At 70.6% G+C, this 17,742-nt stretch carries 19 protein-coding genes and 1 pseudogene; 10 read left to right on the forward strand and 10 right to left on the reverse strand.

Features of this window, described 5'->3' with window-relative positions:
- The first annotated feature begins 114 nt into the window (after positions 1-114).
- From RB628_RS22990 to RB628_RS23000, 3 genes are all read left to right on the forward strand, one after another.
- Positions 115-879 (forward strand): SDR family oxidoreductase, encoded by a 765-nt coding sequence (locus RB628_RS22990; RefSeq protein ID WP_318322420.1) that lies wholly within the window; start codon positions 115-117, stop codon positions 877-879.
- The gene (locus RB628_RS22995; RefSeq protein WP_318322401.1) at positions 876-2,567 is read left to right on the forward strand and encodes a class I adenylate-forming enzyme family protein; all 1,692 of its coding nucleotides are present in this window, start codon (positions 876-878) and stop codon (positions 2,565-2,567) included. Before RB628_RS22990 ends, RB628_RS22995 begins: the two co-directional genes overlap by 4 nt.
- Before the next feature lie 76 nt (positions 2,568-2,643).
- Positions 2,644-3,237: a TetR/AcrR family transcriptional regulator gene (locus RB628_RS23000; protein WP_318322402.1), complete on the forward strand. Its 594-nt coding sequence runs from the start codon at positions 2,644-2,646 to the stop codon at positions 3,235-3,237.
- A gap of 399 nt (positions 3,238-3,636) precedes the next feature.
- Here the strand turns inward: RB628_RS23000 and RB628_RS23005 are convergent, their stop codons facing one another.
- The 3 genes from RB628_RS23005 to RB628_RS23015 form a co-directional block, all read right to left on the reverse strand.
- Positions 3,637-4,851, reverse strand: coding sequence for an acyl-CoA dehydrogenase family protein (locus tag RB628_RS23005; RefSeq protein ID WP_318322403.1), 1,215 nt, complete (start codon positions 4,849-4,851; stop codon positions 3,637-3,639).
- A gap of 6 nt (positions 4,852-4,857) precedes the next feature.
- Positions 4,858-5,901 carry a phosphotransferase family protein gene (locus RB628_RS23010; RefSeq protein ID WP_318322421.1) on the reverse strand — a complete coding sequence of 348 codons (1,044 nt, stop codon included), beginning with the start codon at positions 5,899-5,901 and terminating at the stop codon, positions 4,858-4,860.
- A 149-nt stretch (positions 5,902-6,050) separates the two neighbouring features.
- Positions 6,051-6,353: a hypothetical protein gene (locus tag RB628_RS23015; RefSeq protein ID WP_318322404.1), complete on the reverse strand. Its 303-nt coding sequence runs from the start codon at positions 6,351-6,353 to the stop codon at positions 6,051-6,053.
- Positions 6,354-6,522: 169 nt separating this feature from the next.
- On the opposite strand from RB628_RS23015, the gene RB628_RS23020 reads away from it, so the two are divergent.
- On the forward strand, positions 6,523-7,464 hold the full coding sequence (locus RB628_RS23020; protein WP_318322405.1) for an NADP-dependent oxidoreductase: 942 nt from the start codon (positions 6,523-6,525) through the stop codon (positions 7,462-7,464).
- Positions 7,465-7,596: 132 nt separating this feature from the next.
- Here RB628_RS23020 and RB628_RS23025 read toward each other — a convergent pair whose 3' ends face one another.
- The 4 genes and pseudogenes from RB628_RS23025 to RB628_RS23040 form a co-directional block, all read right to left on the reverse strand.
- Positions 7,597-7,935, reverse strand: coding sequence for a DUF202 domain-containing protein (locus RB628_RS23025; protein WP_318322406.1), 339 nt, complete (start codon positions 7,933-7,935; stop codon positions 7,597-7,599).
- Positions 7,932-8,324, reverse strand: a complete 393-nt coding sequence (locus RB628_RS23030; protein ID WP_318322407.1) for a YidH family protein — start codon at positions 8,322-8,324, stop codon at positions 7,932-7,934. Before RB628_RS23030 ends, RB628_RS23025 begins: the two co-directional genes overlap by 4 nt.
- 10 nt (positions 8,325-8,334) lie before the next feature.
- Entirely contained in the window at positions 8,335-8,868 is a 534-nt protein-coding gene (locus RB628_RS23035) for an NUDIX hydrolase (protein WP_318322408.1), read from the reverse strand.
- A gap of 43 nt (positions 8,869-8,911) precedes the next feature.
- Positions 8,912-9,208: pseudogene (locus RB628_RS23040) on the reverse strand (hypothetical protein); the annotation flags it as partial.
- Positions 9,209-9,481: 273 nt separating this feature from the next.
- On the opposite strand from RB628_RS23040, the gene RB628_RS23045 reads away from it, so the two are divergent.
- From RB628_RS23045 to RB628_RS23060, 4 genes are all read left to right on the forward strand, one after another.
- Positions 9,482-10,432, forward strand: a complete 951-nt coding sequence (locus RB628_RS23045; protein WP_318322409.1) for a hypothetical protein — start codon at positions 9,482-9,484, stop codon at positions 10,430-10,432.
- Between the two features lie 82 nt (positions 10,433-10,514).
- Entirely contained in the window at positions 10,515-12,083 is a 1,569-nt protein-coding gene (locus RB628_RS23050; RefSeq protein WP_318322410.1) for an APC family permease, read from the forward strand.
- 113 nt (positions 12,084-12,196) lie between these two features.
- The gene (locus RB628_RS23055) at positions 12,197-12,964 is read left to right on the forward strand and encodes a molybdopterin-dependent oxidoreductase (protein ID WP_318322411.1); all 768 of its coding nucleotides are present in this window, start codon (positions 12,197-12,199) and stop codon (positions 12,962-12,964) included.
- Entirely contained in the window at positions 12,948-13,580 is a 633-nt protein-coding gene (locus RB628_RS23060) for a cytochrome b/b6 domain-containing protein (RefSeq protein WP_318322412.1), read from the forward strand. The genes RB628_RS23055 and RB628_RS23060 overlap by 17 nt, the downstream gene beginning before the upstream one ends.
- 418 nt (positions 13,581-13,998) lie before the next feature.
- On the opposite strand, the gene RB628_RS23065 is transcribed toward RB628_RS23060, so the two are convergent.
- The gene (locus RB628_RS23065) at positions 13,999-15,396 is read right to left on the reverse strand and encodes a gluconate:H+ symporter (RefSeq protein WP_318322413.1); all 1,398 of its coding nucleotides are present in this window, start codon (positions 15,394-15,396) and stop codon (positions 13,999-14,001) included.
- Positions 15,397-15,456: 60 nt separating this feature from the next.
- Positions 15,457-15,996, reverse strand: a complete 540-nt coding sequence (locus RB628_RS23070) for a gluconokinase (RefSeq protein WP_318322414.1) — start codon at positions 15,994-15,996, stop codon at positions 15,457-15,459.
- 130 nt (positions 15,997-16,126) lie between these two features.
- Between RB628_RS23070 and RB628_RS23075 the strand changes: the two genes are divergently transcribed.
- The gene (locus tag RB628_RS23075) at positions 16,127-16,828 is read left to right on the forward strand and encodes a FadR/GntR family transcriptional regulator (RefSeq protein WP_318322415.1); all 702 of its coding nucleotides are present in this window, start codon (positions 16,127-16,129) and stop codon (positions 16,826-16,828) included.
- Here the strand turns inward: RB628_RS23075 and RB628_RS23080 are convergent.
- Entirely contained in the window at positions 16,825-17,265 is a 441-nt protein-coding gene (locus RB628_RS23080) for a YchJ family protein (RefSeq protein WP_318322416.1), read from the reverse strand. The genes RB628_RS23075 and RB628_RS23080 overlap by 4 nt on opposite strands.
- A 177-nt stretch (positions 17,266-17,442) precedes the next feature.
- Between RB628_RS23080 and RB628_RS23085 the strand changes: the two genes are divergently transcribed.
- Positions 17,443-17,619 carry a hypothetical protein gene (locus RB628_RS23085; RefSeq protein ID WP_318322417.1) on the forward strand — a complete coding sequence of 59 codons (177 nt, stop codon included), beginning with the start codon at positions 17,443-17,445 and terminating at the stop codon, positions 17,617-17,619.
- The last annotated feature ends 123 nt before the right edge of the window (positions 17,620-17,742 follow it).

The raw sequence follows: 17,742 nt of genomic DNA on the forward strand, positions 1-17,742 counted from the left end.
GCCGCAGACCGATACGGGCCCGCGCCCCTGGGTATCTCCGGTCGCCCTTCCCTGCAACATACCGACTGGTTAGTCTGGTCGGGAGCTGGAGCCGTTTCGTGTCAAAGGAGACCGATCGTGGGTGTCGTGCAGGGTGCCGGAGTGGTCGTCACCGGAGCGGGGGGCGGGATCGGGGCCGCCCTGGCCCGGCGGTTCGCCGCCGAGGGGGCCCGGGTCGTTGTCAATGACCTCGACGCCGACAGGGCGGGAACCGTCGCCGACGAGATAGGCGGAATCGCGGTGCCGGGTGACGCCTCCGCGATCGTCGCCGAGGCTCGTGCGGCTCTCGGGGGGACCGTCGATGTCTACTGTGCCAACGCCGGGCTCGCCTCGGGTGGCTCCGAGGCGGCCGACGACAAGGTCTGGGCGCTTGCCTGGGACGTGAACGTGATGGCACATGTGCGGGCGGCCCACGAACTGCTTCCGGAGTGGCTGGAACGCGGCAGCGGCCGTTTCGTCTCCACCGTGTCCGCCGCCGGGCTGCTCACCATGATCGGCGCGGCACCCTACAGCGTGACCAAGCACGGCGCGTACGCCTTCGCGGAGTGGCTGTCGCTGACGTACCGTCACCGCGGGCTCAAGGTGCACGCCATCTGCCCCCAGGGCGTACGTACGGACATGCTGGCCGGGACCGGCAGTGCGGGCGACCTGGTGCTCGCGCCGACCGCGATCGAGCCCGAGGCGGTCGCGGAGGCGCTGTTCAGGGGGATCGAGGAGGACCGGTTCCTGATCCTGCCGCACCCAGAGGTCGCCGAGTACTACCAGGCGCGGGCCGCCGACCCCGAGCGCTGGCTGACGAACATGAACCACATCCAGCAGAAGTGGGAGACCGCCCGATGACCGACCCCGGCTCCGGCATGAACTCCGGCTCCCGGTACGCCGCGCAGCCCTGGCTGGCCCTGCTCGACGACGCCCAACGCGGGCCCGTCAGCCCCGACGACTCACTCGTCCACGCGCTGCGCCGGACCGCCGCCGAGGTCCCGGACCGCACCTTCCTCGCCTACTTCGACGGGCGGCTCAGCCACCGTGAGGCCGACGAGCTGAGCGACTCCGTCGCCGGGTATCTCGTCACCCGGGGGCTGGAGCGAGGCGACCGCGTCGCCGTCCTGCTCCAGAACTCGCCGCTCTTCGTGCTCGCTGTGCTCGGGGCCTGGAAGGCGGGGGCGACCGTCGTCCCCGTCAACCCGATGTACAAGTCCGGCGAGGTCACGCACGTCCTGCGGGACGGCGACGTGGCCGCGCTGATCTGCTCCGACCGGGCCTGGGAGTCGTACCTGAGGGAGACGGTCGCGGACTCCCCGGTGCGGATCGTGCTCACGGGCTGCGAGCTGGACTTCCAGACCCGCGGCGACGCGCGCGTGCTCGCGTTCGAGCGGCTGCCGCAGGCCCCGGACGCCGAGGACCTGACGGCCGTCGCCCGGTACGGACACAGCGCCCCCGTCGGCCGCGATCCCGGCCCCGCCGACATCGCGCTGATCAGCTACACCTCCGGCACCAGCGGGTCCCCCAAGGGAGCCACCAACACGCACGGCAACATCATGTACAACGCGGAACGGCAGCGCACGGGCCTCCCGCTGCCCGAGGCGCCCGTCTACTTCGCGATGGCGCCCCTGTTCCACATCACCGGCATGGTCTGTCAGCTCGGCGCGTGTCTGAACAGCGCGGGCACACTCGTGCTCGCCCACCGCTTCGAGCCCGGTGTCGTCCTGGACGCGTTCGCCGAACACCGCCCGCACTACACGGTCGGCCCGTCGACGGCTTTCATGGCCCTGGCCGCGCACCCGGACTGCACCCCCGACCACTTCTCCTCCTTCCGGCACATCTCCTCCGGCGGCGCCCCGCTGCCACCCGCCCTCGTGGAGAAGTTCCGGGCCGGCTTCGGCCCGTACGTCCGCAACGGCTACGGCCTCACCGAGTGCACCGCCCCCTGCGCCTCCGTACCGCCCGCCCTGGAGGCCCCCGTCGACCCGGTCTCCGGCACACTCGCCGTGGGCGTGCCGGGCCCCGACACCGTCGTACGCATCGTCGACGACCAGGGCGCGGAGGTTCCCTTCGGCGAACAGGGCGAGATCCTCGTCCGAGGGCCGCAGGTCGTTCCCGGCTACTGGCGGCTTCCGGAGGCCACCGCGGAGACCTTCCCGGACGGGGAACTGCGTACCGGCGACATCGGGTTCATGGACGCCGAGGGATGGCTGTACGTCGTCGACCGGAAGAAGGACATGATCAACGCGTCCGGCTTCAAGGTGTGGCCGCGGGAGGTCGAAGACGTGCTGTACACCCATCCGGCGGTACGCGAGGCGGCCGTCGTCGGGGTGCCCGACGAGTACCGCGGGGAGACCGTGAAGGCGTACATCAGCCTGCGTCCCGGCGCCGACGGGGACCCGGACGCGCTCGCCGCGTACTGCAGGGAGAGACTGGCCGCCTACAAGTACCCGCGGCAGGTGGAGATCCTGCCCGATCTGCCGAAGACGGCGACTGGGAAGATTCTCCGCCGGGAACTGCGTACCCGGTCCGGGAACTCTCAGTAGGCAGCTTGTTCGGTTGCTTCGGTTGCCGCGGTTACTCCGGTTGTTCGGTGGAACGTTTGGAAGGCAGGTGGCGGTAGTGCCAAGGACGACGGACGGTGACGGTACGCCCGTCCCGCAGCGGCTGCTGGCCGCCGCCACCCGGCTCTTCGCTGAACAGGGGTACGACCGCACGTCCGTGCAGGAGATCGTCGAGGCGGCCGGGGTCACCAAGGGGGCGCTGTACCACTACTTCGGCTCCAAGGACGATCTCCTGCACGAGGTGTACGCGCGCGTGCTGCGCGTTCAGCAGGAGCGGCTGGACGCGTTCGCGAACGCGGACGCGCCGGTGGAGGAGCGGTTGCGGCGGGCGGCGGCGGATGTGGTCGTCACGACCATCGAGAATCTTGACGACGCGATGATCTTCTTCCGCTCGATGCATCATCTGAGCCCGGAGAAGAACAAGCAGGTACGCGCGGAAAGACGCCGTTACCACGAGCGCTTCCGTGCGCTGATCGAGGAGGGGCAGGAGGCGGGCGTCTTCTCCCGGGCGACCTCGGCGGACCTGGTGGTCGACTACCACTTCGGCTCGGTCCACCACTTGTCGACGTGGTACAGCCCGGAGGGTCCGATGAGCTCGACGGAGGTCGCGGAGCAACTGGCGGATTTGTTGCTGCGGGCGTTGCGGCCGTAGGGGCGGGGCCGGCGCAGGGTTCTTCGCCTCCGCCGCCCCTACCCGTCCCATCCCTGGGGACTGCCGCCCCCCAGCCCCCCGCCACGGCCCTGAACGAGCCTCGTTCTTACATGCCGGAGGGGCTGAGGTGTCCTGGCTCGGGGTGCGGGTGGGGCGGGGCGTGTGGGGTGGAAGTCTGGCTGTACGGGCCTTGTCCTCACATGGCGGACGGGCTGAGGTGTCCTGGCTCGGGGTGCGGGTGCGGCGGGGGCCGGTGGGATGGAAAGCTCGGGCTGTATGGGCCCTTCCTTCGGTCGCCGGGCGGGCTGATCCGCCGGCCCGCGCTGGACAGATCCGGCGGACGGGTGGGCGGGTGGGAGACGCGGCCTGGGCCGCACCGACCACCCCCGGCAAACCCCCTCACACGTACCGCTTCAGCTCCCGTCGAGCCAACGACCGCTGATGCACCTCATCCGGCCCGTCCGCCAACTTCAGCGTCCGCGCACTCGCCCACAGTTCCGCCAGCGGGAAGTCCTGGCTCACCCCACCCGCCCCGTGCAGCTGAATCGCCTTGTCGATGATGTCCACCACCGCACGCGGCGTAGCGATCTTGATCGCCTGGATCTCCGCGTGCGCCCCCTTGTTGCCCACCGTGTCCATCATCCACGCCGTCTTCAGCACCAGTAGCCGCAGCTGCTCCACCGCCACCCGCGCGTCCGCGATCCAGTTGTGGACCACGCCCTGCTGGGCCAGCGACTTGCCGAAGGCCGTCCGGGACACGGCTCGGCGGCACATCAGCTCGATCGACCGTTCCGCCATTCCGATCAGCCGCATGCAGTGATGGATGCGGCCGGGGCCGAGCCGGGCCTGCGCGATGGCGAAGCCGCTGCCCTCCTCGCCGATCAGGTTCGCTGCAGGCACCCGCGCCTCGTCGAAGAGCACCTCGGCGTGGCCGCCGTGTGAGTGGTCCTCGTAGCCGAACACCTGCATCGCCCGCTTGACCGTGACGCCGGGGGTGTCCCGGGGGACCAGGATCATCGACTGCTGGCGGCGGATGTCCGCGCCGTCGGGGTCGGTCTTGCCCATCACGATGAGGATCCGGCAGTCGGGGTTCATCGCTCCGGAGATGTACCACTTGCGCCCCGTGATGACGTAGTCGTCGCCGTCCCGCCGGATCCGCGTCTCGATGTTCGTCGCGTCTGACGAGGCCACCTCCGGCTCCGTCATCGCGAACGCCGACCGGATCTCGCCCGCCAGGAGCGGCTCCAGCCACTGCTTCTTCTGCTGCTCGTCGCCGAACTGTGCCAGCACCTCCATGTTGCCGGTGTCCGGTGCCGCGCAGTTCAGCGCGGTCGGCGCCAACTGCGGGGAACGGCCGGTGATTTCGGCGAGGGGGGCGTACTGGAGGTTGGTGAGGCCCGCGCCGTGCCGGGTGTCGGGAAGGAAGAGGTTCCACAGGCCCTGGCTGCGGGCCTCGGCCTTCAACTCCTCGACCACGGCCGGGGTGTCCCACGGCGAGGCCAGCCGCTCGCGCTGCTCGTGCGCGACCTGCTCGGCCGGATAGACGTACTCGTCCATGAAGACGAGGAGCTTGGCGCGCAGTTCCTCGGTGGGCGCGTCGAACGCGAAGTCCATGTCGGATCAGCCTTCCTGGAGACCTGTGTGCAGTGTGGTCAGGCCGTGCTCGATGAAGACGGGGACCAGGTCGCCGATGCGGTCGAAGCCCGCGCCGAGCGTCTGGCCCAGCGTGTAGCGGTAGTGGATGCCCTCCAGGATCACGGCCAGCTTGAACCAGGCGAACGCCGTGTACCAGGCAACCGACGAGACGTCCCGTCCCGAGCGCACCGCGTACCGCTCGATCAGTTCGGCCGGAGAGGGGTGTCCGGCGGCCTCGGCGGTCGTGGAGACGGGGGAGTCGGGCGCGCCCAGCGGCATGCTGTACATCACCAGCAGACCCAGGTCGGTGAGCGGGTCGCCGAGCGTCGACATCTCCCAGTCGAGGACCGCCTCGATGGTGTCGTCCGTACCGATCAGGACGTTGTCCAAGCGGTAGTCGCCGTGCACGATCGCCGGGGTGGAGGAGTGGGGCAGCGCCCGGGCGAGCGCCGCCTGGAGCTCGTCGATGCCGGCCAGCTCTCGGTTGCGCGACGAGTCCAACTGCTTGCCCCAGCGCCGCAGTTGCCGGTCGAGGAAGCCCTCGGGCCGGCCGAAGTCCGCGAGGCCCACCTCGGCGGGGTCCACCGCGTGCAGCTCGACGAGCGTGTCCACCAGCGACAGCACCACGTCCCGGGTCCGCGCCGGTCCGATCGGGGCGAGCTGCTCGGCCGTCCGGTACGGCGTGCCCGGTACGAACTCCATGACGTAGAACGGCGCACCGTGCACCGCCCCGTTCTCGGGGTTCTCGCACAGCAGCACGGGACGCGGGACCGGCACCGTCGTCGGATGCAGGGCGCTGATCACCCGGTGCTCGCGCCGCATGTCGTGCGCGGTGGCCAGGACATGGCCCAGCGGGGGCCGTCGTACGACCCATCGGGTGGTGCCGTCCGTGACCGCGTAGGTGAGGTTCGACCGGCCACCCTCGATGAGCCGGCCGGTGAGGGGGCCGCGCACGAGTCCGGGGCGCTCGCTGTCGAGCAGGCCGCGCAGCCGGCCGAGATCGAGACCTGGCAGGTCGTCCGGGGGCATCATCGCTCCTACGCGTACGGAAACAGGACCTGCATCATGATGCCGACCGGTCGGTATGTCGTCCAGTGGGTGGGCGAAAAGTGACCGGCGTCTCGCTTCCAGTGTGCGGAAGGAGGCGCCGGCCGGGCAGAGCGGGTGGCTGGAAACCGTCAGTGATCGTCCCAGTGGCCCTCGTGTGCGGCATGCCGGTGGCCGTCGTGCAGATAGTCCATGTGGTCGCCGTGCTGGACGCCCGGGTGGCCGCAGGCGTCCCCGTGCGCGTGGTCGTGGGCGCCGTGCGTCACGTGTCCGCCGGGCTCGCACTCGTCCCAGTGGTCGCTGTGCGCGCGGTGCAGATGGCCGTCGTGCGCGTAGTCGACGTGGTCGCCGTGCGGCACCTCGGTGTGGCCGCAGGCCGGGCCGTGGGTGTGCTCGTGGGTCGGGTGTTCCTGGTGAAGGGCGGGGGTGGTCATGGTGTTCACCTTCGGACGTGAGGCGGTACGGGAGTGCGCAAGTGCACGGATGTGCGGGTGGTGACGCCGGACAGGCTGTCACGCAATCCATATATATCCGGCCATTCGACTTGCGTGGCGTTCGCGCACCCCGGAGGGTCGAATCTTAGGAAACCGGAGGGCCAGACATATGAAAGCCATTACCTACAGCCGGTACGGGGGTCCCGACGTCCTGGAGTACACACAGGACGCCCCCGATCCCAAGGTGGGGCCCGACTCCGTGCTGATCAAGGTGCGGGCGGCGTCGGTCAACCCGGTGGACTGGAAGTGCCGTGAGGGTTATCTCGACGGCCTCCTGGACGCCGTCTTCCCGGTGGTACCGGGCTGGGACGTCTCCGGAGTCGTGGTCCGTCCGGGCCCCGCCGTCTCCGAGTACGCCGTCGGTGACGAGGTCATCGGCTACGTACGCGAGGACTTTCTCTCGCGCGGCACCTTCGCCGAGTACGTCGCCGCCCCGGTGCGCACCCTCGCCCGCAAGCCCCGCAACCTCTCCTTCGAGGAGGCGGCAGGGCTTCCCCTGGTCGGGCTCACCGCCTATCAGGTGCTCGCCAGGTCGCTCGGCGTCCGCACGGGCGAGACCGTCCTGGTGCACGCGGCGGCGGGCGGGGTCGGTTCCGTCGCCGTCCAGCTGGCCCGCCGCCACCTGGGCGCGGCCCACGTCATCGGCACGGCGAGCGTGCACAACCACGACTTCGTGCGCGAACTGGGCGGCGAGCCGGTGACCTACGGCGAGGGCATGGCCGACCGGGTACGGAAACTGGCTCCGCGGGGAGTCGACGCGGTGTTCGACACCGTCGGTGGCGACACGTTGAGGGACTCGGTGGAGCTGCTGGCTCCCGGCGGTCGCCTGGTGTCGATCGCGGACCCGGACGTCGTGGGCCTCGGCGGCCGCTACTACTTCGTACGCCCCGACGCCGAGGACCTCGCGCACCTCTCCGAACTGGCCGAACAGCACGTGTTCTCGCTGCACGTGTCCGACACGTTCCCCCTGGAGCGCGCGGCGGAGGCGCACCGGCTGAACGCGGAGGGCCGTACCAGGGGCAAGATCGTGGTGACGGTGGACTGGGCTTGAGCGCTCCGCCGGAAGCGCGGTGACGAACCCGCGGGCCGGCGGAGGACGGCCGCGCGGTACCCCGGGCCTCTGTCGGGGCCCGGTACCGCGCCGTTCCAGGGCAGGTCGCCCAGCGAGTGGCAAGCGGCGGCGTCAGAGGACGAGTGCCGCCCCGCACACCGCCAGGGCGACCGCGCACAGGGTCGCGGCGGCCGCGTGCCGGGCGGCGAGCACCGGCGGACCGTCGTCGTCCGTCGTCGCGAGCGTACGGATGCGTCGGTGGGCGACCGCCAGAAAGCACAGCCACAGCGCGCAGCACACCGCGCAGACGGCGATCCCGGCCGCCGACGGCCCGCCGTGCAGCGCGGTCTTCCCGGCGAGCAGGGCGGCGACGGTGCTCGACAGCGTCGTACGCCGCCACGCCAGCCGGGTCCGCTCCGGTTGCAGCCCGGGGTCCCGCACCCCTGCCTCGCGGATCCCTCCCTCGCTCACCCGTTCCCCCGGACCAGCACGACGACCACCATGGTGAGCGCGACGACGGCGACCGCGACACTCAGCAGCGCCGGGAAACGGGACACCGGCAGGTCCTCGCCCCGCCGCATCGCCCGCTCGCACCGCACCCAGTGATTGACGGCCCGCAGCGAGCACAGCACCCCGGCCGCCAGCAGCGCGAGCGCCAGCCCCACGCGCCAGGCCCACCTGAGGTCGGGCAGGAACTGGTCCACGGCGAACCCACCGCCGACCAGCGCGAGCGCGGTGCGCAGCCAGGCCAGGAAGGTGCGTTCGTTGGCCAGGGAGAAGCGGTAGTCGGGGGTGTGGCCCTCCTCGCCGATCTCCTGGGGGGCGAACCACAGGCGGACGTTCCGCACGAAATCGATCACGTGCACGACCTTACGGGCTGTCGGGTGACCGGTACGCCATGAGGCGCTCGTACGCCGCCAGGCCGTCCGGTACCCACTCCCATTCGCTCAGCCGCCGTTCCACCTCGTCCTCCGGCAGGAAGTCGTGCCAGGCGACCTCCTCCACCTGGGGGTGGACGGGCAGGTCGCAGCGGACCTCGTACACCGCCGACCACCAGCTCTGGCCGTCGCCGTTGTCGTAGAGGAACTTGAAGAGGAGCTCGGGGCGGGGCAGGCCCGTGACGCCGAGTTCCTCCTCGGCCTCCCTCAGGGCCGCGCCGTCGTACGACTCGCCCGCGCCCACGACGCCCCCGACGAACATGTCGTACAGGGAGGGAAAGACCAGCTTGGTGGGGGTGCGGCGGTGGACGAAGATCCGGCCCCCGGCGTCCCTGGCCTGGATGAAGACGCAGCGGTGGCGCAGACCGCGCGCGTACGCCTCGCCCCGTGGGGACCGGCCGATGACCTCGTCGTTCTCGTCGACGACGTCGAGGATCTCGTCAGCGGGGTCGGTGGGAGTGCTCATGCCTCCCATCCAAGCCCATTCCCCGCGCCTGTTCCTCTTCGGTTCAGTGCGGCTGGAGGTCACGCCTGGGCTCGCTCGGTGCGCAGCCGCTCGGCATCGCCGGGTGCAGTCCCCGCAGGACGATGCCCACGACCACCGCCGCGAGGCCGGCCGCCTCCCACGCCAGCGCGCCGGTGTCGGTGCGCACCCGGTCGCCCAGGAAGCCGATGCCGCAGATGATGCCGGCCAGGGGCTGGGCCGCCGTGAGGGCGGGGAGGGACATGCGCGGCGGGGCGGTCTCGAAGGCGCTCTGGACCAGGATCAGGCCGGTGACGCCGAGGAGCAGTACCCCGTACGGCTGGGATGTGACGCAGTCGTGGAATCGGCAGGGTCACCCCGTTCCCGGCGGTGACTGTGTCGCGACTTAACGTCATCTTTGTGCTGTTGGTAGGGCGTGCAGGGGTCTGGTCTGTCGTCAGGTCAACTGTCCTGTACACATGGGTAATTGACACGTGTCGTACAGAAAATCGGCCTTGACGTGAAGCATTCGTGGAGGGTTTGCTGTCCGTGATCAACCGATGGCAGTCGAACGATCGCCGTCAGCAGACCGCGTCGTGTGAGGAAGTTCCCCGCGGTGTCTCCACCTCCACCACCCCTGGGCCGGGGCCGCAGGCGTGCCGCCCAGGCCTTCGACGCCGCGCTCGACGACACCGAACTCGTCGCCGCGCGCGCCGCGCTGGCCCAGGGGCGCTGGCAGGCCGTCCGCGCACTGCTCACCACCACCGGCGACGACTGGGACCGCCGGGGGCATCGGGTCACGGTCCTCGCCCTGGAGTCCGGCACCGCCGCCTGGGCCCGCGACTGGCTCCTGGCCGAACCGGAGTCCGCCGACGCCTCCGTCCTGCTCGCCGCGGCCACCGTCCAGCGGGCCCTGGCCGGCAAGGACAAGCCGGTCCGGGCCCGCGACGCCTGCCACGCGGCCGCCGCGCTGGCTCCCGCGGACCCCACGCCCTGGCTCGGGCTGCTCCAGCTGGAGCGGAACGTGGGCGCCGAGGAGACCGTCGTGCAGCTCTTCGACGAGGTCCGGCACCGCTACCCGGACCACCACCACGCCCATCACCTGATGGTCGCGCGCCTCGCCGAACGCCGTATCGCCGCCGGGCAGGACCCGCTGCACGAGGTGTACGACTTCGCCAACTGGGCTGTCGAACAGGCCCCCGCCGACTCGCCGTTGGCGATTCTCCCGGTCGTCGCGCACGCCGAGCGCTACCGCGTCCTGGCCACCGCCGGTCTGGAGTCCGCCGACCCGGCGTCCTCCGGGCACTGGATCGGGCGCCGGGCCCGACAGGTGATGAAGGCGGCCTTCGACTGGTGGCTGGAGTGGGAACGCGACGACCATCCGCGCCGCCTGATCGACCTCAACTTCCTTGCCCACGCCAAGTTCTGCGAGGGCCGGGGCGCGGAGGCCGCCGCCCTGTTCCACCGGATCGGCCCCCACCAGACCCCGATCCCGTGGTCCTACCCGGACCGCGACCCGCACGCCGCCTTCCGTGCTGCCCGCGACAGTGCGCTCGGCACGGTGTAACGCCCCACGGCACCACTGGAACAACTCCGCACCACCGAACGCACCACTGAAAACTCCGTACGCCCGAAAGGACAATCCCGCGATGACGACGGGCAGTTCGAGCAAGTTCAGACCCAGCGCCGACAGTGACAGCGGCATCAGTACGTTCAAGGGGCAGGAGCGCGCACTGCGCGCCGACCGCCTCGGCACCGGAGGACTGCTGCTCTCCGTGCTCGCCGCGACCGCTCCCCTCCTGGTGGTCGCAGGTGTCATGCCCACTACATTTGCGGTGATGGGCATCGTCGGCCAGCCCCTCCTCTTCGTAGCCCTCGGCGTCGTCCTCGTCCTCTTCAGCGTCGGATACGCCGAGATGAGCCGCCACGTCCACAACGCGGGCGCCTTCTACGCGTACATCTCGCGCGGTCTCGGCGGCACCGCCGGGGCGAGCGCCGCGCTGCTCGCGCTCGTCGCCTACAACGCGCTCCAGGTCGGCATCTACGGCATCTTCGGGTTCGAGGTGTCCGGCCTGTTCGCCACCTACCTGGACACCGAAGTCGCTTGGTGGATACCGGCGTTGCTGGCCGCGCTGGCCGTCGGCGCGCTCGGCTGGCTGAAGATCGACGTCAACGCGCGCGTACTCGGCGTGCTGCTCGTCATCGAGGTCGTCCTCGTCGTCATCTTCGACGTCGCCGCCGTCGCCGACCCGGCGACGGAGGGCCTGTCGCTGCACGCCTTCAACCCGGACACCCTCAGCGGAGCAGGCGTCGGCACCGCACTGTGCTTCTGCATCGCCGCCTTCCTCGGCTTCGAACAGGCCCCCGTGTACGCCGAGGAGACCAGCAAGCCCCACATCCTCGTGCCGCGCGTGATGTTCCTCGCGGTCGGCGGCGTCGCCGTCTTCCTCGCCTTCAGCAGCTGGGCGATGACCGTCGCCACGGGCCCCGCCGGGGTCGTCGGGGCGTCCCAGGAGCACAGCGCCGGACTGCTGTTCTTCCTCACCGAGGAACGGCTCGGCGGCACTTTCACCGACGTGATGCACATCCTCTTCGTGACCGGCATGTTCGCCGCGATGCTCAGCTTCCACAACGTCGTCGCGCGGTACGCCTTCGCCATGGGCCGGGAAGGGCTGCTCCCGCAGGCCTTCGGCCGGACGACCGGCGCGAGCGGCGCCCCCGGCACCGGCTCGCTCCTCCAGACCACCGTGTCCGTCGTGATTGTGGCCGGCTTCGCCGTCGCCGACGAGGGTCCGGTCGGGGACCCGACCACGCCCGTGCTGAAGCTGTTCACCTGGGCCGCCAACATCGGCGCCCTCGGCGTGATCCTGCTGATGGCCGCCGCCTCTCTCTCCGTCATCGTCTTCTTCGTCCGCCGCGGCGCCGCCGGTGCCCAGGCCTGGCGGCTGGCCACGGCCGCGCTCTCCGGCATCGCGCTCCTCGTCATCGCCTTCTACACGGTCAAGGACTTCGACGTCCTGGTCGGTACGGGCCCGGACTCCTCCCTCAACTGGCTGCTGCCCGGCATCATCGGGGCCGCCGCGGTCCTCGGCCTGGTCCAGGGCCTGGTCCTGCGTGCCCGCAAGCCCGAGGCGCACGCGCGGATCGGGCTCGGCAACGAGGCGTTCCAGCTGGAGAAGGCGGCGGAGTCGGCGGAGTCGGCGGAGGCGACCTCCTGAGCACTCTTTCCGGGCCGGCTCCCGCCTGAGAAGAGGGCGAGAAGCGGTTACGGAAGTCTGACGGCACCCGCGATTCCTGGCTCGACAGGGGTCGCGGGTGTTCGAATGGTGCGGTGAACTCCGAACGACCCGAACGACCCGAAGAACGCGAAACGCCCGAAGCACCCGAAGGGCAGGACCGGGGTAAGCCCATCGGCCGCCGGGTCCTGCTCGGCACCCTCGGTCTGGGCGCCCTCGGCGTGGTCGCCGCGCCCACCCTCCAGGGCGGCATGGAGTCCTTCCTCGCCGGCGCCGCGGAGAAGGACCCCACCGGTCTGACCGGGCTCCTCCCGAACGGCGGCGGCTTCCGCTACTACTCCGTGACGTCCTCCGTGCCCCGCAAGAACGCAGCGAACTACCGGCTGAAGATCGACGGTCTCGTCGACAGGCCGGCCACCTACACGCTGGCCGACCTGCGTGCCATGCCCCAGACCAGGATGGTCAAGGACGTGCAGTGCGTCACGGGCTGGCGGGTGCCCGGCACGCCCTTCGAAGGGGTGCGGCTGTCCCGGCTCCTGGACGCGGCCGGAGTTCGCTCCTCGGCCGGGGCGGTGCGCTTCACCTGCTTCGACGGCGCCTACACCGAGAGCCTCACCCTCGACCAGGCCCGCCGCGCCGACGTCATGGTGGCGCTGCGCATGCAGGACAAGAACCTGGGCCACAGCCACGGTGGCCCGGTCCGCCTCTACGTCGCCCCCATGTACTTCTACAAGTCGGCCAAGTGGCTCTCCGGCATCACGGTCACCGAGGACGTGCAGCCCGGCTACTGGGAGAACCGCGGCTATGACATCGACGCCTGGGTCGGCAAATCGAACGGACGCGACGATGAGCCTACGAGCTGACGCCGACGCCCCGGCGCACTCCACCGCCGACGTACGCCGCTTCGGCCGCTCCCAGAAGTGGGTGCACCGCGCGACGGCCGTGCTGATGGGCGTGTGCGTGGTGACGGCGGCCTGTCTGTACATCCCCCAGTTCGCCGAACTGGTCGGTCGCCGTGAGCTGGTGGTCCGCGTCCACGAGTGGGCGGGCCTCGCCCTGCCGGTGCCCGTCCTGGCCGGCCTCGCTTCCCGCGCCTTCCGCTCCGACCTGGGCTTCCTCAACCGCTTCGGCCCGCACGACCGGGTCTGGCTGCGCGCGGCCCTACGACGCGACAAGCGCCGCGCCTCGCGCCCGGCGGGCAAGTTCAACGCCGGGCAGAAGATCTACGCGGCCTGGATCGCGGGCGCCACCCTGGTCATGCTCGGCACGGGCCTGCTCATGTGGTTCACCCACCTCACCCCGCTGGTGTGGCGCACCAGCGCGACCTTCGTGCACGACTGGCTGGCGCTCACCATCGGCATCGTCCTGGCCGGCCACATCGGCATGGCCCTGGGCGACCCGGAGGCCCGCCGGGGCCTCAGAACGGGCTCGGTGAGCAAGGAGTGGGCGGACCGCGAACATCCGCTGTGGCGCCCCTGAGCCGACGGTCACCGAGGCGGCCGTCGCGGCTGTCCTCCGCGGTGCCGGGCCCGTCGCCGGGTGGGGGTTCGACCGGCCCGGGGGTACGAGGAGAAGGGTGTTCCTCCTGACCGAGTGGCCCTGGCGGTGCCGTAGCGGACGAGGGCGCCTACGGGGCCGGTGTTCCTCATGTCATCAGGCCGCTGGTGATCCTGGCGAGGGTGCTCATCAGATCGTCCACCTGCGGTGACGGCAGAGGCTACGGGGAGGCCCTGAACCGTCCTCTGGTGGAGCAGGGCCCCGCACGCCGGCGCCGTACCCGGTGTCCCAGGTCGCACGACGTACGTCGGCCCGGTCGGACGAGGGCTCCGCAGACCCGCAGGCGGACGATCGGGCCAATCCGGCCTCGTATGCGCTGCTCGGCAAGCAGCTGCCACCCCTAGATCACGAGTGACAGCAGCAGGACCAGGGCTCCCGCGACCACGGAGATGATCGTCTCCATGACCGACCAGGTCTTGAGGGTCTGGCCGACGGTCAGGCCGAAGTACTCCTTGACCAGCCAGAATCCGGCGTCGTTGACATGGCTGAAGAAGAGGGAGCCGGCGCCGATGGCCAGGACCAGCAGGGCCGCGTGGGTTGTCGACATGTCGGCGGCGAGAGGGGCCACGAGGCCGGCCGCCGAGACCGTGGCCACCGTCGCCGAACCCGTCGCCAGCCGTATCGCCACCGCGATCAGCCAGGCCAGCAGCAGAGCCGGGATCGACCAGTCCTCGGAGATGTCGAGGACCATCTTGCCGACCCCGGAGTCGATCAGGGTCTGCTTGAAGCCGCCGCCCGCGCCGACGATCAGCAGGATGCCGGCGATGGGCGCGAGACCCGTCTCGACGATCCGGGAGATCCGCTCCTTGGTGAAGTCGGCCGGCCGGCCCAGCGTGAAGATGCCCACGAGTACCGCGGCGAGCAGGGCGATCAGCGGGGAACCGACGACGTCGAAGACCCGCTGCACCATGTGCGTGGGGTCGTCGATGACGATGTCGACCAGCGCCTTGGACAGCATCAGGACGACGGGGAGGAGGATCGTGGTGAGGGTGGCGCCGAAGCCCGGGCGCTTCTCCAGTTCCTCGGAGGGGCGCTGCGGGATCATGCGGTCCGGGGCGGGTACGTCCACCCAGCGGGCCGCGTACCGCGAGAACAGCGGACCGGCGATGACGACCGTCGGGATGGCGACCAGGACACCGAGCGCCAGGGTCAATCCGAGGTTGGCGCCGACCGCGTCGATCGCGATCAGCGGACCGGGGTGCGGCGGGACCAGGCCGTGCATCACGGACAGGCCCGCGAGTGCCGGGATGCCGATGCGCATCAGGGAGTAGTTGCCGCGCTTGGCGACCATCAGGACGACCGGGATCAGCAGGACGACGCCGACCTCGAAGAACAGGGGCAGGCCGATCACCGAGGCGATCAGGACCATCGCCCACGGCATCGTCCGGCCCGACGCCCTCGCCAGGATCGTGTCGACGATCTGGTCGGCGCCGCCGGAGTCGGCGAGCAGCTTGCCGAGGATCGCGCCCAGGGCGATCAGGACGCCGACGCCGGCCACCGTCGAGCCGAGCCCGGTGGTGAAGCTGGCGATGGTCTTGTCGAGGGGCGCGCCCGCGAAGGCGCCCAGCGCGAGCGAGCCGATGGTCAGGGCCAGGAAGGCGTGCAGCTTGAACTTGGTGATCAGCAGGACGATGAGCGCGATGCCCGCCAGTACGGCGACGCCCAGCTGGGCATGGCCGGCCGAGGTGATCGGCTCGACGGTGTCCGCTGCCAGCGTCTCGACGCTGAGTCCGGTCACGGGGGATTCCCTTGTCTTCTGTAGTTCGTCTGGAGTTCTTCGGGGGAGGGGCTTTCGGGACTACTTCGAGGGTGGTGTCGCGGGACCGTCGATGTCGCCGAGCGCGGCAACGGCGTGGGCGGTGACCTCGTCGGGGGTGCCGGAGACGTTCACCGCGACACCCGCCTCGTCCGCTTCGAGCGGCTGGAGGGTGGCGAACTGGGAGTCGAGCAGCGCCGTCGGCATGAAGTGACCCCGCCGGTGCCCCATCCGGTCCTCGATGAGCGCCCGGTCGCCGGTGAGGTGCAGGAAGACGACGCCGGGCGCGGTGGCCCGCAGCCGGTCCCGGTACGACCGCTTCAGCGCCGAACAGCTCACCACTCCGCCGAGCCCGGCCCGCCCGTGCGCCCACTCGCCGATGGCGTCCAGCCACGGCCTGCGGTCCTCGTCGGTCAGCGGGGTCCCGGCCGTCATCTTGTGGATGTTGGCCGGGGAATGGAAGTCGTCGGCCTCGGCGTACGGAACGCCGAGCCGGGTCGCGAGCAGGGGACCGATCGTGGTCTTCCCGGTGCCCGAGACACCCATGACCACGACGACATGGGGGGTACGTGGCTGCTGCATCGTGTGCTCTCACCGTCCTCGTCGACACGTGATGTGAACGCAATGAAACGCAATAGGTACGACAAATTCAAGACCCTGTGCTTATAAGTCTGACTTTTTAGAAGAGTGACGCGCCCCGTACTCTGAGTGCATGAGCACATCGGGTCGAGGGCTGCACGGCCATGTACTGGAAACCCTCGGACCTGCGATCACCGCGGGCGAGTACCCGCCGGGCAGCGTTCTGCGCACGGACGAACTGGCCCAGCGCTTCGACGTGTCACGGTCGGTGATGCGGGAGGCGGTCCGCGTCCTCGAATCGATGTACCTGGTCGAGTCCCGCCGCCGGGTCGGCGTGACGGTCCGCCCCAGAGCCGAGTGGAACGTCTACGACCCGCAGGTCATCCGCTGGCGCCTGGCGGGTGCCGACCGCCCGCAGCAGCTGCGCTCCCTCACCGTGCTGCGCTCCGCGATCGAACCGGTCGCCGCGGGGCTGGCCGCCAGATTCGCCACCGCCGGGCAGTGCGCCCAGCTCACGGAGTGCGCGCTGGGCATGGTCGCGAACTCGCGCGGCCACCGGCTGGACGGCTACCTCGTCCATGACGTGGCCTTCCACCGGGTGATCCTGGAGGCCTCCGGCAACGAGATGTTCGCCCGCCTCGGCGACGTCGTCGCGGAGGTCCTGGCCGGCCGCACCCATCACGAGGTCATGTTCGAGGACCCCGACCCGGCCGCCGTCACCCTGCATGTACAGGTCGCGGAGGCGGTCCGCGAGGGCGACGCCGAGCGGGCGGAGCGGCTCACCCGCGAGATCGCGGTCGGGGCCCTTCAGGAACTGGACATCCTCGCGCCCTAGGGCCTGTCCCGGCCGGCCTCGTCGATGTCTCCGTCGACGTACACCCACGCCCCGTCGACCCGCTCGAACCGGCTCCGCTCACGCAGCGAACCACCTCGGTAGGACGCCCGGAAGGTCACGGTCCCGGTGGTGTGGAACGCCGTACCGTCGCCCGCTTCGAGGATCTCCAGGCCCGTCCAGCGCATCCCCGGGTCGAATGCGACCCGGGCCGGGCGGGTATCCGGGTGCCAGGTGCGCAGAAGGTAGGGCTCGTCCTGCTCCACGAAGGCGCTGTAGCGCGAACGCATCAGGGTTTCCGCGGTCGGTGCCGACGCCTCACCCCGGTGGAATCGGCCACAGCACTTTTCATACGTCTCCGCAAGACCGCACGGACATGTGGAGCTCTGAACAGGGACGGACGGGCGTTGGCGCCGGGGATGCGCAGGGCGTCGGGACATACCCGCCATTCTGCTGCAGTGACTGCGACATCGTTTGTGCGCACTCTGCGAAGGGGCTGATCCGGCACGCGCCCATCGCGTGCGAGTCGTGCGCGGCGGCCCTCATCGAACCTTCCCCCGGTGGCGTGAACGCGTCTCGCCGACTCAACTCCGCACCCCCAAGGGTGGATTACGCACGTGCCCGGAGCCGGCTTCTTCCACGCCGGCCAGAAGTCCCCGCTGATCACCCGCATGGGCCGCCGCCTCGTGGACGGGCTGCGGCCCTTACGAGAACGGTCCCGGCCAAAGGGCAAGGACGCGGACGGAATCCCGGGCAGGACAAGCTGGGACGAACCGAAGGCCCCGGGCAGCTGACAGGCGCGGTCGGCTTGCCGTTCCCCCAAACGGGCGCGGGGAACTGCGCGCGACCAGCCACAGTGCACCCGCGGACTCTGCTGCGCAATTCCTCGGGGCCGCTGGACTGCACTCCGCGACCTG

This window comes from Streptomyces sp. ADMS, assembly GCF_033441795.1.
In the GTDB taxonomy this organism is placed as follows: Bacteria; Actinomycetota; Actinomycetes; order Streptomycetales; family Streptomycetaceae; genus Streptomyces.

Bases quoted from the DNA above. Each gene is read 5' to 3' on its own strand.
- RB628_RS23005 (WP_318322403.1), bottom strand. From the start codon at position 4,851: ATGGACTTCGCGTTCGACGCGCCCACCGAGGAACTGCGCGCCAAGCTC.
- RB628_RS23020 (WP_318322405.1), top strand. From the start codon at position 6,523: ATGAAAGCCATTACCTACAGCCGGTACGGGGGTCCCGACGTCCTGGAG.
- RB628_RS23015 (WP_318322404.1), bottom strand. From the start codon at position 6,353: ATGACCACCCCCGCCCTTCACCAGGAACACCCGACCCACGAGCACACC.
- RB628_RS23010 (WP_318322421.1), bottom strand. From the start codon at position 5,901: ATGCCCCCGGACGACCTGCCAGGTCTCGATCTCGGCCGGCTGCGCGGC.
- RB628_RS23035 (WP_318322408.1), bottom strand. From the start codon at position 8,868: ATGAGCACTCCCACCGACCCCGCTGACGAGATCCTCGACGTCGTCGAC.
- RB628_RS22995 (WP_318322401.1), top strand. From the start codon at position 876: ATGACCGACCCCGGCTCCGGCATGAACTCCGGCTCCCGGTACGCCGCG.
- RB628_RS23070 (WP_318322414.1), bottom strand. From the start codon at position 15,996: ATGCAGCAGCCACGTACCCCCCATGTCGTCGTGGTCATGGGTGTCTCG.
- RB628_RS23050 (WP_318322410.1), top strand. From the start codon at position 10,515: ATGACGACGGGCAGTTCGAGCAAGTTCAGACCCAGCGCCGACAGTGAC.
- RB628_RS23075 (WP_318322415.1), top strand. From the start codon at position 16,127: ATGAGCACATCGGGTCGAGGGCTGCACGGCCATGTACTGGAAACCCTC.
- RB628_RS23060 (WP_318322412.1), top strand. From the start codon at position 12,948: ATGAGCCTACGAGCTGACGCCGACGCCCCGGCGCACTCCACCGCCGAC.
- RB628_RS23080 (WP_318322416.1), bottom strand. From the start codon at position 17,265: ATGTCCCGACGCCCTGCGCATCCCCGGCGCCAACGCCCGTCCGTCCCT.